At 64.5% G+C, this 14,597-nt stretch carries 11 protein-coding genes; 6 read left to right on the forward strand and 5 right to left on the reverse strand.

Going from position 1 to position 14,597, the window contains the following annotated elements:
• The first annotated feature begins 51 nt into the window (after positions 1–51).
• Together AB7A72_RS21115 and AB7A72_RS21120 are read left to right on the forward strand one after the other, a co-directional pair.
• Entirely contained in the window at positions 52–1,512 is a 1,461-nt protein-coding gene (locus tag AB7A72_RS21115; protein ID WP_369461068.1) for an amidase, read from the forward strand.
• A 136-nt stretch (positions 1,513–1,648) separates the two neighbouring features.
• The gene (locus AB7A72_RS21120; RefSeq protein ID WP_369461069.1) at positions 1,649–2,629 is read left to right on the forward strand and encodes a Bug family tripartite tricarboxylate transporter substrate binding protein; all 981 of its coding nucleotides are present in this window, start codon (positions 1,649–1,651) and stop codon (positions 2,627–2,629) included.
• A gap of 37 nt (positions 2,630–2,666) precedes the next feature.
• On the opposite strand, the gene AB7A72_RS21125 is transcribed toward AB7A72_RS21120, so the two are convergent.
• The 3 genes from AB7A72_RS21125 to AB7A72_RS21135 all read right to left on the reverse strand — a co-directional run bounded on the left by AB7A72_RS21125 (position 2,667) and on the right by AB7A72_RS21135 (position 4,990).
• Entirely contained in the window at positions 2,667–3,815 is a 1,149-nt protein-coding gene (locus AB7A72_RS21125) for an MBL fold metallo-hydrolase (protein ID WP_369461070.1), read from the reverse strand.
• Positions 3,816–3,939: 124 nt separating this feature from the next.
• On the reverse strand, positions 3,940–4,401 hold the full coding sequence (locus AB7A72_RS21130) for a RidA family protein (protein ID WP_312461828.1): 462 nt from the start codon (positions 4,399–4,401) through the stop codon (positions 3,940–3,942).
• Between the two features lie 127 nt (positions 4,402–4,528).
• Entirely contained in the window at positions 4,529–4,990 is a 462-nt protein-coding gene (locus AB7A72_RS21135) for a RidA family protein (RefSeq protein WP_313332279.1), read from the reverse strand.
• Between the two features lie 156 nt (positions 4,991–5,146).
• On the opposite strand from AB7A72_RS21135, the gene AB7A72_RS21140 reads away from it, so the two are divergent.
• The 3 genes from AB7A72_RS21140 to AB7A72_RS21150 are packed head-to-tail and all read left to right on the forward strand — an operon-like array spanning position 5,147 to position 10,392.
• Positions 5,147–7,813: a DNA internalization-related competence protein ComEC/Rec2 gene (locus AB7A72_RS21140; protein ID WP_369461071.1), complete on the forward strand. Its 2,667-nt coding sequence runs from the start codon at positions 5,147–5,149 to the stop codon at positions 7,811–7,813.
• A gap of 60 nt (positions 7,814–7,873) precedes the next feature.
• Positions 7,874–9,361 carry a circularly permuted type 2 ATP-grasp protein gene (locus AB7A72_RS21145; RefSeq protein ID WP_239809013.1) on the forward strand — a complete coding sequence of 496 codons (1,488 nt, stop codon included), beginning with the start codon at positions 7,874–7,876 and terminating at the stop codon, positions 9,359–9,361.
• A gap of 56 nt (positions 9,362–9,417) precedes the next feature.
• Positions 9,418–10,392, forward strand: a complete 975-nt coding sequence (locus AB7A72_RS21150; protein WP_369461072.1) for an alpha-E domain-containing protein — start codon at positions 9,418–9,420, stop codon at positions 10,390–10,392.
• Between the two features lie 107 nt (positions 10,393–10,499).
• Here AB7A72_RS21150 and AB7A72_RS21155 read toward each other — a convergent pair whose 3' ends face one another.
• Together AB7A72_RS21155 and bfr are read right to left on the reverse strand one after the other, a co-directional pair.
• Positions 10,500–12,698, reverse strand: a complete 2,199-nt coding sequence (locus AB7A72_RS21155) for a TonB-dependent siderophore receptor (RefSeq protein WP_312461825.1) — start codon at positions 12,696–12,698, stop codon at positions 10,500–10,502.
• A gap of 375 nt (positions 12,699–13,073) precedes the next feature.
• Positions 13,074–13,550, reverse strand: coding sequence for a bacterioferritin (gene bfr / locus AB7A72_RS21160; RefSeq protein ID WP_230774696.1), 477 nt, complete (start codon positions 13,548–13,550; stop codon positions 13,074–13,076).
• 407 nt (positions 13,551–13,957) lie between these two features.
• Between bfr and ahpC the strand changes: the two genes are divergently transcribed.
• Positions 13,958–14,521, forward strand: a complete 564-nt coding sequence (gene ahpC / locus AB7A72_RS21165) for an alkyl hydroperoxide reductase subunit C (protein WP_239809010.1) — start codon at positions 13,958–13,960, stop codon at positions 14,519–14,521.
• Positions 14,522–14,597 lie beyond the last annotated feature (76 nt).

Raw genomic sequence — 14,597 nt, forward strand, 5'->3', positions numbered from 1 at the left:
GGCAGCATTGCCTATGCTGGATTTTTACGACATCCAAGAGACATACCTCCCATGCCATCCCAGCCTGTTCCTGCCGACCACAGCATCGTCGAGTTGAGCGCCGTGGCGCTGTCGGCGGCCATCCAGCGGCGCGCGCTGTCCTGCACCGAGGTGCTGCAGGCCTTCTGGGGCCAGATCGACCGGCTCAACCCGGCGGTGAACGCGCTGGTCGCGCCGATGCCGCGCGAGCCGCTGCTGGCCCAGGCCGCGCAGCTCGATGCCGAACTGGCCCAGGGCAAAAGCCGGGGGCCGCTGCACGGCTTTCCGCAGGCACCCAAGGATATTTCACCCGCCGCGGGCATGGTGACAACGAAGGGCTCGCCGATCTTCCAGGGCCAGGTCAGCAGCAGCGATGCGGTGATTTTCGAGCGCATGCGCGCAGGCGGTGCGCTCTTTGTGGCGCGCAGCAATTCGCCCGAGTTTGGCCTGGGCGGCCATACCTACAACCCGGTCTACGGCACCACGCGCAATGCCTTTGACCAGAGCCGCTCGGCTGGCGGCAGCAGCGGCGGCGCTGCGGTGGCCGTGGCGCTGCGCATGCTACCCGTGGCCGATGGCTCGGACATGATGGGCTCGCTGCGCACGCCAGCTGCCTTCAACAATGTGTACGGCCTGCGCACCTCGGTGGGCTGCGTGCCGCATGGCCCGGGCGATGAAGTGTTTTTCCAGCAGTTCAGCGTGGCCGGGCCGATGGCGCGCGATATTCCCGATCTGGCCTTGCTGCTGTCGGTGCAGGCAGGTTTTGATGCGCGCCTGCCCTTGACCCACCGCAGCGATGGCGCGCAGGACTGGGGCCAGGGACTGGAGCGCGACTTCCGGGGCCGCAAGATCGCCTGGCTGGGTGACCTGGGCGGCCACCTGCCCACCGAGCCGGGCCTGCTCGACACCTGCCGCGCGGCGCTGGGCGCTTTTGCCGACATCGGTTGCACAGTGGATGAGGTGCTGCCCGACTTTGACCTGGAGCAGCTCTGGCGCGCCTGGATCGATCTGCGCAGCTTCAGCGTGGCCGGTGCCAACGCGGCGCTGTACGACGACCCGCAAAAGCGCGCGCTGCTCAAGCCCGAGGCCTTGTGGGAAATGGAGCGGGGCCGCGCGCTGTCAGCCATGGACATCTATGCCGCCGCCAAGGTGCGCAGCAGCTGGTACGAGGTGCTGCGCCGCCTGTTCGAGCGCTATGACTTTGTCGTGCTGCCCGCTGCGCAGGTGTTCCCGTTCGAGGCCGAACTGGACTGGCCCCATGCCGTGGGCGGCCGCAGCATGGACACCTACCACCGCTGGATGCAGACGGTGGTGGGTGCCACGATGGCCGGCTTGCCGGCCCTGTCCGTCCCCGCCGGATTTGGCCCCAACGGGCTGCCCGCTGGCCTGCAGATCATCGGGCCCACGCAGGCTGACCGGGCGCTGCTGCAAATCGGCCATGCCTATGACCAGGCGAGCGGCCACGCGCGCCGGCGCAGCCCTTTGCTGGGCTAGGCGAACCGCGCGCTCCGCCCCTGCTGGTCCACCGCATTTCCCCTGCGCAGACCGGCGCAGAGCCATCGCTGCTGCAGCGCTGGTCTGCGAGGTTCCTGCACCCGTTCGTCGACAAAAAAAGGTAGATCCCATGTCCATGCCGATATCCCGTCACCGCTTTTTGACCTGCCTGGCCGCAGGCGCTGCCAGCCTGGCCTTGCGCCCTGCGTGGGCCCAGGGCTACCCTGACCGTGCGATCAAGCTGGTGGTGCCCTTTGCGCCCGGTGGCGCCACGGACATTCTGGGCCGGCTGCTGGCATCGCAGCTCAGCGAGAAGCTGGGCCAGTCGGTGTTTGTGGAGAATCGCCCGGGGGCAGGCACGGCCGTGGCCGGTGGCCAGGTGGCCAAATCGGCGCCCGATGGCTATACCTTGTTCTTGGGCGCTAGCTCCACGCTGGCGATGAATCCGGTGGTGCGCAAGGCGCTGCCCTATGACCCAATGCGCAGCTTCAGCATGCTGGGCCTGGTCGCAGACATGGGCCTGGTGCTGGTGGCGAACCCGGCCGTCAAGGCCACGTCGCTGCAGGATCTGGTGGCGCAATCGAAGGCGGCGCCGGACCGCTTTTCCTACGGCTCCTTTGGCCCGGCCTCATCGGTGCATTTTGGCGGCGAGATGCTCAAGAGCGCGACCGGCATCCGCATGCTGCATGTGCCCTTCAACGGCAGCACACCGAGCCTGACGGCGCTGATGGGTGGCCAGGTGCAACTGGCGGTGGACACCGTGGTGGCGACCACGCCGCTGATCAAGGCCGGCAAGATCAAGCCGATTGCCGCACTGGGCGCCCAGCGCCTGGCCTTGCTGCCCGACGTACCGACGGTTGCGGAAAGCGGCTTTCCCGGTTTTGACATGAGCACCTGGTTTGCCTTTTTGGCGCCTGCCGGTCTGCCCGAGCCGGTGCGTGCCAAGCTCGAGGCCGCCTTGGCCGATGTGATGGCCCAGTCCGCCACGCAGCAGAAGCTGGAGAGCATTGGCCTGACCCCTGCCTGGGGCAATGGCAGTGCGCTGAAGGCGCGCGTGGAGCGCGAGCTGCCGCTGATGCGCGATGTGGCGCAGCGCGCCCAGATCGAGGTGGAGTAAGTCCGGGGGCGGGCGGTGCTGAAGTCGAAGAAGGCGCTTAGCGCAGTGCTTCCCACCACCGCTTGTTGCTGCGCGGCTGGCCCACGGTCAGCACCTCGCCGATCTCGGGCGTGGCCAGTTGGATGCCTTGCTGCTGGGCCAGTGCTGCGAGCCGGTCCATGGGTTCACGCCAGCCGTGCATGGCCAGCGCAAAGGTGCTGTTGTGCACGCTGTACAGCACCTGGCCGCGTACATCGGTAAAGGCCTGGATGGTTTCTTCCGGCGTCATGTGGACGGAGGGCCAGTAGGCGTCATAGGCGCCGTTTTCCATCAGCGCGAGGTCCATGGGGCCGAACTTCTCGCCAATCGCCTTGAAGCCGGGGAAGTAGCCGGTATCGCCACTGTAGTAGATACGCTGGCCACCCGTTTGCAGCACCCAGGACGCCCAGAGCGTGCTGTTGCGGTCGCTCAACGTGCGGCCTGAGAAATGCTGGCTGGGCGTGGCGGTCACTTGCACGCCGGCGTGCTGCTGTTGCTGCCACCAGTCCAGCTCGACAATGCGATCAGGCTCAACCCCCATACCGCGCAGGCGTGCGCCCACGGCCAGCGGCACAAAGTAGCGCTCCACCTTGCCCAGCAGGAACTTGATCGTCGGCTCGTCCAGGTGGTCGTAGTGGTCGTGCGAAAGGATCAGGCCGGCAATGGGCGGCAGGTCTTGCAACGGCAGCGGTGTGGGGTGGAAACGCTTGGGGCCAATAAAGCTGAACGGCGATACCCGCTCGCCAAACACCGGGTCGATCAGCCAGTAGTTGCCCTGGAGCTTGAGCAGGTGCGACGAGTGGCCCAGCCGGATCACATGGTTGGCATCCGCGGGCAGCGCCTGCAGCTGCGCCGGGGTGACGGTGTTGACGGGAATGCTGTCCAGCGGTGTGGTGCCGCTCTTGTCACCGAACAGAAAGCGCGACCAGATCTGGAAGCCGCCGGCATGGGGCTTGGCGGCAGGATTGGGCGGGTTTTGAAAGCGCTTTTCAGCGGACGAATACTGGGGCGATGCCTGGTAGCGGCGTTGGCTGTCCTCGTCCGGGGTCGAGGCACAGGCCACCAGCGAGCAGGCCGTTGCCACGAGCCATCCGCTGCGCAGCCGTTGAAAGCCGCCGTTGCCACGGGTGGTGTTGTTGGAGGAGGAGGCGGGGCGGGGCTCTTGCATGGCTAATATCAATCGGGCAGGGTGGGGCGTTAAGCGACTGCCATGATACGGCGCCCACAAGAAAGCCGCATGGCTGCGGCTGTTGTAGGGATTTAGCGAAAAATCTATTGATTAATCTACAGATTTATTCCACTTCGGCGATGAGTTCAATCTCCACACAGGCGCCCCGGGGCACCTGGGCCACGCCAAACGCGCTGCGGGCATGGGCTCCCTTGTCCGGCCCAAACACCTGGGCCAGCAGTTCGCTGGCGCCGTTGGTGACCAGATGTTGCTCGGTGAAGTCTTCTGTGCTGTTGACCAGGCTCATCAGCTTGACAATGCGCTTGACCTTGTTCAAGTCACCGCCCACCGCTGCCTGCAAAGTACCCATCAGGTCGATGGCGACCGCGCGTGCTGCCTGCTGGCCTTCAGCGGTGTCCATGGTCTTGCCGAGCTTGCCGGTCCAGGGCTGGCCGTTCTTGCTGGCCGTGTGACCGCTGATAAACACGAGCTGGCCTGTCTGCGCATAGGGTGCGTAAGCTGCGGCGGGCGTGCGCACCGGTGGCAGTTCAATGTTCAGGGCTTGGAGTTGTTCGTAGATGCACATGCCGGTCTGGTCCTTGCTGGGGTGAGGAAGAGAGGCATCTTAGAGCCAGCGCCGGCCCAGCACGCATGCAAAAACAATGCGGCGCCATACCCGCAGGGCATGGGCGCCGCATGGCGTGGTGTGCGGCTCAGGCTAGTTCGGCGATCAGCTCGATCTCGACGCAGGCACCCATCGGAATCTGGGCGACGCCAAAGGCGCTGCGGGCATGGGCGCCTTTGTCAGCGCCAAACACCTCCGCGATCAACTCGCTGGCGCCGTTGGTGACCAGGTGCTGCTCGGTGAAGTCACCGGTGCTGTTGACCAGGCTCATCAGCTTGACCACGCGTTTGACCCGGTTCAGATCGCCGCCGGCGGCATGCTGCAAGGTGCCCAGCAGATCGATGGCCACGGCGCGCGCTGCCAGCTTGCCTTCTTCGGTGTTGATGTTGCGGCCAAACTGCGCCACCCAGGGCTTGCCATCCTTGCGGGCAATGTGGCCACTCAAAAACACCATGTTGCCGGTCTGCACATAGGGCAGGTAGGCGGCAGCGGGCACCGCCAGCGGCGGCAGGCTGATGCCGAGGGCCTGGAGTTTGTCGTAAACGCTCATGGAATCCTTTCAACAATGGAGGCGGGGCAAAGCGCCAGTGTGGCACAAATGCCCTGCTTGAGCGTCGTTGCCCGTGTCGCCTGAGAGGGGCAACGACCCACTTTAGGGCAAGTCCGGATCGGGCTGATGGGCAGCGCTGCCTAGCATGTGGGGATGATGGAGACTTCTTCCGCCCAGCCGGCGGACCCGCGCAGTGGAGGGCCGGGCAGGCGCTGCTACTGGCGGCCGGCCGCCTGGCTGTGGGGCATCCTGGCCGGTACGGCGGTGCAACTGCAGCAGGCCAGCCTGGGGTTGGGCTGGCACTACGCCACATCGGCACTGCTGGGGGCCGTGGCCAGTCTGCTGCTGAGCCGCTGGCGCAGGCCGATGCCGTGGCCGGATCGGGCTCTGTGCTGCCTGGCAGCCGCCGCGCTGGCGTTTGGCCTGGCGGGCATGCGCGCCGTCCACCAAGCACAAACGCAGTTGCAGCCAGCGCTGGAAGGTATCGATCTGCAGCTGGAGGGTGTCATCGTGGCGATGCCTTTGCCGGTCAGCGGCGGCCAGCGCTTTCGGCTGAAGACCGAGCAGGCCTGGCTGGAGGGGGCACTGGTAGCAGTGCCGCCGCTGGTCGACCTGTCCTGGTACCGCGCCGACCACCGCGCCTTTGCACGCGTGGCGATGGAGCAGCCCGCATCGGCTGAGGGGGCCTTGCCGCTGCTGCAGGCGGGGCAGCGCTGGCGGTTGCCGGTGCGTCTGCGCGCTCCCCATGGCAGCCTGAACCCGCATGGCTTTGACTACGAGATGTGGATGTGGGAGCAAGGGGTGCAGGCCACGGGCTATGTGCGGCACGGGCAGGCGCTGGAGCCACAGCTGCTGGCAGCGCGGCAAGGCCATGCGGTGGAGCGCTTGCGGCAGGCGGTGCGCGATGGCATGGTGCAGCAGCTGGCGCCGCCGGGCGAGCCGCAGGCGGCAGAGCGGGCACGCATTGCCGGTGTGCTCGTGGCGCTGGTGACAGGCGAGCAGCGCGCCATTGACCGCGAGGACTGGCGTGTGTTCCGCATCACCGGGGTGGCCCATCTGATGGCGATCTCGGGCCTGCACATCACCTTGTTTGCCTGGGTATCGGCGGCGATGATCCGCATTGCCTGGCGGCGCAGCCCGGCGCTGTGCCTGTGGCTGCCGGCACCCCATGTGGCGCTGTGGGGTGGCGTGCTGTGCGCTGCGCTCTATGCGGTGTTCAGCGGCTGGGGCATTCCGGCACAGCGCACGGTGCTGATGCTGGTCGTCGTGGCTGCGCTGGCATCGAGCGGCCGGCAGTGGCCCTGGTACATGCGCTGGTTGCTGGCCTGCGTCTGCGTGGTGCTGGCCCAGCCGATGGCCTTGTTGCAGGCGGGGTTCTGGCTCAGCTTTCTGGCGGTCGGTATCTTGTTTGCATCGGACCGGGGGCCTGGTGCCCGCAGCCCTGAAGCCTCTGGGCAAGGCATTACCCAGCGCGGCCTGCGCGGCGCCTTGGCGGCCACGGCCCAGCTGCTGCGCGAGCAGTGGGTGGTGACCTTGGCGATCACGCCCTTGTCCCTGCTGCTGTTTGGCCAGGTGTCGGTGGTGGGCTTTGTGGCCAACCTGCTGGCCATTCCGTGGGTGACCTGGGTGGTCACGCCGCTGGCCTTGCTGGGGGCGGTGCTGCCGCCATTGTGGACGGCGGCGGCCTGGGCGCTGCAGCCCTTGATGCTGGTCTTGCAGTGGCTGGCCAGCTGGCCCCATGCGGCGCTGTGGCTGGCGGCGGCACCTGGCTGGGCGGCGCTGGCTGCGGTGCTGGGCGGTGTGTGGCTGGTGCTGCCCTGGCCCTGGCGGCTGCGGCTGCTGGGCCTGCCTTGTCTGCTGCCAGCCCTGTTCTGGCAACCGCTGCGGCCGGTGCATGGCCAGTTTGAACTGTGGGCGCTCGATGTGGGCCAGGGGCAGGCGGTGGTGGTGCAGACGGCCAGGCATAGCCTGCTGTACGACGCCGGCCCGCTGTATGGCCCGGGCAGCAACGCCGGTGACCGGGTGGTGGTGCCGGCCATGCGGGCGATGGACGTGCGCGGGCTGGACAGCGGCAGGCTCGATCTGCTGGTGCTGAGCCATGGGCATGTGGACCATACCGGCGGCGCCGAGGCGGTGGTCGAGCAACTCCGGCCTGCCGGCGTGCTGGGCTCACTGCTGCCCCATGAGCGCCAGCGCCTGGGCATAGCTGCCGCGCCCTGGCAAGACTGTGCTGCGGGCCAGACATGGACCTGGGATGGCGTGCAGTTCAGCGTGCTGTTTCCAGGCGAGCAGGAGCTGGGTGCTGCCGACAGCCCCATCCCCAGGCCGAGCTCGGGCAATCCCATGAGCTGTGTGTTGCGTATCGAGGCCGCAGCGCGTGGCGGTCATGCGGCTGCGGCCTTGCTGCCAGGCGATATCGAGCGCGCCCAGGAATGGGCGCTGGTACAGCGCCATGCCGATGCGCCAGCCGCTTTGCGGGCCGACCTGATGCTGGCACCGCACCATGGCAGCAATACCTCGTCCACGCAGCCGCTGTTGGCAGCGGTGCGGCCGCGCTGGGTGGTGGCGCAGACGGGCTACCGCAACCGCTTCAGGCACCCGGCGGCCGCGGTGCGGCAGCGTTACCAGCAGATGCAGATAGTGCTGCGCAACACCGTGCATTGCGGTGCCGCATACTGGCGTTCGGACCAGCCGGAGACACTGGTATGCGAGCGGCAAAAACGGCCCCGCTATTGGCGCCACGAGGCTGCTGAGCTGGGCCCAACGCGTAGGACATTGGATATAAACAAAACAAATCAGCCCCTAATTCTTGATGAAGGTTAGTACTTATCTTTGGGTGGCCTGAAACTTGCTAAGCTGCTGGTGCCAGAAAGGGATTCTGCGATGCAAAAGTTCGACGAGATGTACCAGGGCCTGCCTTATGCAGCAGGTGCCGAAAGAGCGCACTACCAAAGCTATGCCAAATGGCTGCAGCAGCAGCCTTTTGAGAAGATGCAGGCCTTGCGGGAGGAGGCCGAGCTGATATTCCGCCGCGTGGGGATCACCTTCGCGGTCTACGGAGAAAAGGACGAAGATGGCTCGGGCACCGAACGCCTGATTCCGTTTGACCTGATCCCGCGCATCATCCCCTCGCACGAGTGGTCACAGATGCAAAAGGGCTTGGTGCAGCGCGTTGCCGCCCTCAACCGCTTCATCCATGATGTCTACCATGACCAGGAAATTCTGAAAGCCGGCATCATTCCGCGCGATCTGGTGCTGGAGAACAGCCAGTACCGGCCCGAGATGCGGGGCGTGCATGTGCCGCTCGACACCTATGCGCACATCGCAGGCATCGATATCGTGCGTGCGGCCGAGGCCGACGGCAGCGGCACCTACTATGTGCTCGAAGACAACCTGCGGGTGCCATCCGGCGTGTCATACATGCTGGAAAACCGCCGCATGATGATGCGGCTGTTCCCGGGCCTGTTCAGCAGCCACGCAGTGGCCCCGGTGGCCCATTACCCGGATCTGCTGCTGGACACCTTGCGTGCCAGCGCCCCCAACCAAGCGGCCAACAACCCGACCGTGGTAGTGCTGACACCGGGCATGTACAACAGCGCCTATTTTGAGCATGCCTTCCTCGCCCAGCAGATGGGCGTGGAGCTGGTCGAAGGCCAGGACCTGCTGGTGCGCGATGACATCGTGTACATGCGCACCACACAGGGCCTGCAGCGCGTGGATGTGATCTACCGCCGGGTCGATGACGACTTTCTCGATCCCCAGGTCTTCCGCCCCAATTCCACCCTGGGTTGTGCCGGCCTGATGCGCGCCTACCGCAAGGGCAATGTGGCCATCTGCAATGCGGTGGGCACTGGCGTGGCCGATGACAAATCGGTCTACCCCTATGTCCCGGCGATGATCCGCTTCTACCTCGGAGAAGAAGCGATCCTGAAGAACGTGCCGACCTGGATGTGCCGCAAGCCCGATGACCTGGCCTATGTGCTGGACCACCTCGACGAGCTGGTGGTCAAGGAAGTGCATGGCGCTGGCGGCTACGGCATGCTGATCGGCCCCGCCTCCACCCGCGCCGAGATCGAGGCCTTCCGCGCCGTACTCAAGGCCAAGCCCAATGGCTATATTGCCCAGCCGACCTTGAGCCTGTCGAGCAGCCCCACCTATGTCGAAAGCGGCATCGCGCCGCGCCATATCGATCTGCGGCCCTTTGTGCTCAGTGGCAAGGATGTGCAGATGGTGCCCGGCGGCCTCACGCGCGTGGCGCTCAAGGATGGCTCGCTGGTGGTCAACTCCTCGCAAGGCGGTGGCACCAAGGACACCTGGGTGCTGCGTGGCCCGGAGGATGATTACAGCGAATGGGATGGGATGCAGCAGTGAGCTCCCCGAGCTTCCTGATTGAAAACCCTCCATCTGCCTAGCGAAAGAATGTCACTATGTTGAGCCGAACCGCCGACCACCTCTACTGGATGTCCCGCTACACCGAGCGGGCGGAAAACACTGCCCGCATGCTCAATGTGAGCTACGAGACCTCGATGCTGCCGCAGACCGTCTCTGCGGCGACCAAGGCCTGGCAAAGCGTGCTGTCCATCAGCGAGCTGCTGCCTGCCTACTATGAGCGCCATGACGAGATCACCCTCGATGGGGTGCTGCACTTCATGGTGCGCGACGAGACCAACACCTCGTCGATCTACAGCTGCCTGCTGGCCGCGCGCGAGAATGCGCGTGCCGTGCGCGGCGCGCTGACCACCGAAGCCTGGGAGACCCTGAACGCGACCTGGCTCGATGTGAACCGCTTGTTCAAGGCCAAGAAGTTCGAGAACGACCCGGCCAAGTTTTTCGAATGGGTGAAGCTGCGCTCGCACCTGTCGCGCGGCGTCGTGTCGGGCACGATGCTGCAGGACGATGCGTTTCTGTTCCTGCGCCTGGGCACCTTCATCGAGCGGGCCGACAACACCGCCCGCCTGCTGGATGTGCGCTTCCATGCGGTCAAGAATGACTACCATGGCTCCTACCAGCCGGGCAAAGGCGGCCAGCCGTCGGACTTCTACCACTGGAGCGCGATCTTGCGCAGCGTCTCGGCCTTTGAGGTCTACCGCAAGGTCTACCGCAATGTGATCACGCCCGAGCGCGTGGCCGAGATGCTGATCCTGCGGCGCGACATGCCGCGCTCGCTGCATGCCAGCATGTACGAGGTGGTGCAGATTCTGGAGGCCGTTGCCAACGACCATTCGGCCGAAACCCAGCGCCAGGCCGGTCTGCTGCTGGCCGAGCTGCAATACGGCCGCATCGATGAGCTGCTGGCCACCGGCCTGCATGCCTTCCTGGTGCGCTTTCTGGAGCGGGTGCATGCGCTGGGTGGCCGTATCGGGCAGGATTTTCTGGCGACCACGGAGCCGGTGGCTGCCTGATTTTTCGGCGGGCCCACAAGGCAAAAGGCTGCGGTGGTCACCGCAGCCTTTTTTTCCGCTCTCTGGCGGGCATTCCGCAGCCCGCGATCCGAGCTGACCGGTGGCGATCAGTAGCGGTAGGTCGCGGTCAGCAGAAAGTTGCGGCGCTCGCCGTAGAAGCAATCCCCGCGTGACAGGCACTGCGTGATCACGACCTTGTCGGTGAGGTTGTTGGCATGGAAGGCCAGACGCCAGTCACCGCTGTCGTAGGCCACCATGGCATCGGTCAGCAGCGACGAGGGCGTGTCGATGGCGCTGGTGCCCGACCACTGCGAGCCGGTGTAGCGCATGCCGGCGCCGACGCTCCAGCCGCCGCGCCCCTGGCTGGCAAAGCGGTGCATCAGCCAGCTCGATGCCATGTGGCGAGAGACGGCGGCCACGCGCTGGCCCTGGTCGCCCGCATTGCTGCGGCTGATCTTGGCGTCGGTATAGGCATAGGCGACGGTCCAGTCCCAGCTTTTGGCCAGGCTGGCGGTCATCTCGGCTTCAAAGCCCTGGGTTTTGACCTCGCCCAGCTGCAGGCTGTTGAGCGGGTTGGCCGGGTCATTGGTCTTGCGGTTTTGCTCACGCAGGCTGTAGACGGCCGCATAGCCGGAGATGCCCTTGCCTTCGGGGATCCATTTCACCCCCGCCTCCACCTGCTTGCCACGCTGCGGCTTGTAGGGCGTGCCGTAAAAGTCCACGCCGCCCAGCGGCTGGAAGGACTCGGTATAGCTGACGTAAGGCGCCCAGCCGCCACCGGCCTGGTAGGTCAGGCCGACGCGCTTGGTCCAGGCCGAATCATCGGCAGCGGCTGCGGGCCGGCCTTCGGTCTCTGTCTTGGCATGGTCGCGGCGCAGGCCGGCCGTGGCCGTCCAGTCGCCCCAGCGCAGCTGGTCCTGCAGGTAAAAACCGAGCTGGCGCTGCGAGACATTGGGCGCCTGCACCAACTGCGATGCCGTGGGCGGCGTGAACGAGCCGTAGACGGGGTTGTAGACATCGAGCGGTGTGCCCAGCGCGCGCCAGCTCGCCTGGCTTGTGGTATTGCGCTGCCAGTCCATGCCGGCCAGCACGGTGTGCTGCACATCGCCAGTCTGCAGCTTGCCTTCCAGTTGGGTATCGACCAGCAGCATGCGGCCGCCGTTGATCTGCCAGACGGCATCGCGCTGCACGGTGCGGCCATCGGCATCGAACACCGGGCGGGCCGGGCGGCCGGTGGCGGCGTTGGCGGCAAAGCTGGTGTAGAGCGTGCGGTAGTCCACCTCGCTGGTGGTGCGGCGCAGGTTCTGGCGCAAGGTCCAGTGGTCGTTCAACTGGTGGCTGAACAGGTAGCCGAAGGACTTGTTCTCGGAGTCGTACTTGTCAAAGTTCGGCTCGCTGATGAAAGTGTTGGTGGGAATCTGGCCGTAGGGGCCGGGCAGGCGCGTGCCCTGCCAGGGGAAGAACTGGGTGATCGAGCCGCTCTTGTCCTTGTGGTACATGGCCTGCAGGGTCAGCGAGGTACCGGCAAAGGGCTTGAAAGTCAGGGACGGTGCAATCACCAGGCGGTCGTCCTTGACATGGTCGACCTGGGTGTTGCTGTCCCGGCCCACGGCCACCAGGCGGTAGAGCCAGCGGCCGTCTTCGTCGATGGGGCCGGTGATGTCGCTGGCAATCTGCTTGCGGCTATGGCTGCCCAGCTGCAGCTGCACTTCGCGCTGGGGCTGGTCCAGCGGGCGCTTGCTGGTCAGGTTGAGCACGCCGCCCACGCTGCCCTGGCCATAGAGCACCGACGAAGGGCCACGCAGAAACTCAACCCGCTCCAAGGTGTAGGGCTCGACCTTGATGTTGTTGTAGGTGCCGTAAGTGCGCAGCAGCCCATCCTGGTACTGGCTGACATCGCCGCCCCGGGCCTTGAAGCTGTCGACCCGGTTGTCGAAATAGCTGGAGTTGATGCCCGCCGCGTAGCGCGTGGTTTCGCGCAGCGTTGTCACACCCTGGGCGTCGATCTGGTCGCGGGTCACGACGCTGATGGCCTGCGGGGTCTCGATCAGCGGGGTATCGGTCTTGGTGGCGGAGATGGCACGTTTGGCAACAAAGCCCTTGACCGGGCCGGTGGCTGTTTCGGCCTCTGTGGCGCCCTGCACGGTAATGGGCGCCAACGTGGTTTCCGCAGCGGCTGCCGGCGCGGGCTGGTCAGTTTGCGCCAGCGCGTTGCTGCCCCAGCAGGCCAGGGCGGCCCACAGGGCCGTGTGCAATGCGGTATGCAGCGCACGCGGCGCGGCTGCGGAGATCAGGGTGTCAGACATGGTGAGCGGGTGTTGAACGCGGAAAAACAGGGGCGCCGACGAGGACGGCACGAGGGCTTGACCGGGTCCGACCACTGTGATGCGGGTAGGCTGCGCGGTAGATGCAAGGGCATCCAACGCAAGCCGCTGCGGCCTGGTGGACCGCAAGGCGAAGGGATGGGCAGGCACGCAGCATGGCAGTGAGGGGGTGACCCGGAGCGCTGGCTGGCACCGGTGAACAAACGATGCTGGCGTGCGAAGAAAGATGAAGGCGCAGTGTAATTGAAGTTGTGAATGATTATTGTTTAACCTTCTATCGAGGCAGGTTTGTGCGGCGGATACAACAAAAAAAGGACCCGAAGGTCCTTTTTGAGAGGGAGTTGCTGGCGTCGTCGTTTATTCGACCTCGCCCATGATGGACTGCAGGTAATTCTGGATGCCGACCTTGTCCACCAGGTCCAGCTGGGTTTCCAGAAAATCGATGTGCTCTTCGGTGTCGTCCAGGATCTTTTGCAGCAGATCGCGCGAAACATAGTCGCGCACGCTTTCGCAGTGGGCGATGCCGTCCTTAATGGTCGCCTGTGCTGCTTGCTCCAGACGCAGGTCGCAGGCCAGCGCTTCGGGCACGTCTTCACCGATCTGCAGCTTGCCCAGATCCTGCAGGTTGGGCAGTCCATCGAGCATGAAGATGCGGTCCATCAGCCAGTCCGCATGCTTCATCTCACCAATGGATTCCTCGTATTCCTTCTTGGCCAGCTTGTCCAGGCCCCAGTGCTTGTACATGCGGTAGTGCAGAAAGTACTGGTTGATGGCGGTGAGTTCGTTCTTCAGCTGCGCCTGCAGAAAACCGATGGCCTTGGGATCGCCTTTCATGGTGGGCTCCTTCTCTTGTGTGAATGACGGGGATTGGGACTATTGTCCTTGCGAAAGGTCAAGCAACCAAACCGGGCAGCGCTTATCCCCGTGCTTTTGCTCTGGCTGCGTGTAAGGCTGAGTCGTGTTCTCATTTGACGCCGCAGCGCCCTTGCTTGCATGATGCGGCTTGCTGCAGCGCAACTGCGCTGTCATGGCGCTGTGATAAGTTTGCAGCAATAAAGGCGCAGGGCGGGCTCAGACTTGCAATATCTGATTCAGCCCGCATATAACAATCTGCCTTGGGTCAGCATTTAGATAATAGTTTGTTTAAATTGAAATGATTATTTTAATTGAGTTGATCAATTATTAAGAAGTTTCTACACTGACTCCTGTCAATCGTTTTTACTCAACAGAAGGAAACAACCATGTCCGTACTCAACAGCAAGATCAAGCCTTTCACGACGCAAGCCTTCAAGGATGGCAAGTTCATCGAAGTGACCGAAAAAGACGTCCTGGGCAAGTGGGCTGTGTTCTTCTTCTACCCTGCTGACTTCACCTTCGTGTGCCCGACCGAACTGGGCGACGTGGCTGACCACTACGCAGAACTGCAAAAGCTGGGCGTGGAAGTTTATTCCGTGTCGACCGACACCCACTTCGTGCACAAGGCATGGCACGACACCTCGGACACCATCGCCAAGATCAAGTACACCATGCTGGGTGACCCTACCTGGCAGATCAGCCAGAACTTTGACTGCCTGCGCGAAGGCCAGGGCCTGGCAGACCGTGCCACCTTCATCGTGGATCCAGAAGGCGTGATTCAGGCGATGGAAATCACCGCTGAAGGCATTGGCCGCAATGCAGAAGACCTGCTGCGCAAGATCAAGGCTGCCCAGTACGTGGCTTCGCACCCCGGTGAAGTCTGCCCTGCCAAGTGGCAAGAAGGCGAAAAGACCCTGGCTCCTTCGCTGGACCTGGTCGGCAAGATCTAAGCCCAGCATCAACCTTTCTTAACTGCTGCCATTCCAACGTAGTAGACGCCCGGGTGCCTGGCGCCCGGGCTTTGTT

It is taken from the genome of Comamonas sediminis (assembly GCF_041107495.1).
GTDB classification, from domain to species: domain Bacteria; phylum Pseudomonadota; class Gammaproteobacteria; order Burkholderiales; family Burkholderiaceae_C; genus Comamonas; species Comamonas sediminis.

What these genes read in the sequence shown, in the direction of transcription:
- AB7A72_RS21115 (WP_369461068.1), top strand. Translation starts at nt 52, where the DNA reads ATGCCATCCCAGCCTGTTCCTGCCGACCACAGCATCGTCGAGTTGAGC.
- AB7A72_RS21120 (WP_369461069.1), top strand. Translation starts at nt 1,649, where the DNA reads ATGCCGATATCCCGTCACCGCTTTTTGACCTGCCTGGCCGCAGGCGCT.
- AB7A72_RS21125 (WP_369461070.1), bottom strand. Translation starts at nt 3,815, where the DNA reads ATGCAAGAGCCCCGCCCCGCCTCCTCCTCCAACAACACCACCCGTGGC.
- AB7A72_RS21130 (WP_312461828.1), bottom strand. Translation starts at nt 4,401, where the DNA reads ATGTGCATCTACGAACAACTCCAAGCCCTGAACATTGAACTGCCACCG.
- AB7A72_RS21135 (WP_313332279.1), bottom strand. Translation starts at nt 4,990, where the DNA reads ATGAGCGTTTACGACAAACTCCAGGCCCTCGGCATCAGCCTGCCGCCG.
- AB7A72_RS21140 (WP_369461071.1), top strand. Translation starts at nt 5,147, where the DNA reads ATGGAGACTTCTTCCGCCCAGCCGGCGGACCCGCGCAGTGGAGGGCCG.
- AB7A72_RS21145 (WP_239809013.1), top strand. Translation starts at nt 7,874, where the DNA reads ATGCAAAAGTTCGACGAGATGTACCAGGGCCTGCCTTATGCAGCAGGT.
- AB7A72_RS21150 (WP_369461072.1), top strand. Translation starts at nt 9,418, where the DNA reads ATGTTGAGCCGAACCGCCGACCACCTCTACTGGATGTCCCGCTACACC.
- AB7A72_RS21155 (WP_312461825.1), bottom strand. Translation starts at nt 12,698, where the DNA reads ATGTCTGACACCCTGATCTCCGCAGCCGCGCCGCGTGCGCTGCATACC.
- bfr (WP_230774696.1), bottom strand. Translation starts at nt 13,550, where the DNA reads ATGAAAGGCGATCCCAAGGCCATCGGTTTTCTGCAGGCGCAGCTGAAG.
- ahpC (WP_239809010.1), top strand. Translation starts at nt 13,958, where the DNA reads ATGTCCGTACTCAACAGCAAGATCAAGCCTTTCACGACGCAAGCCTTC.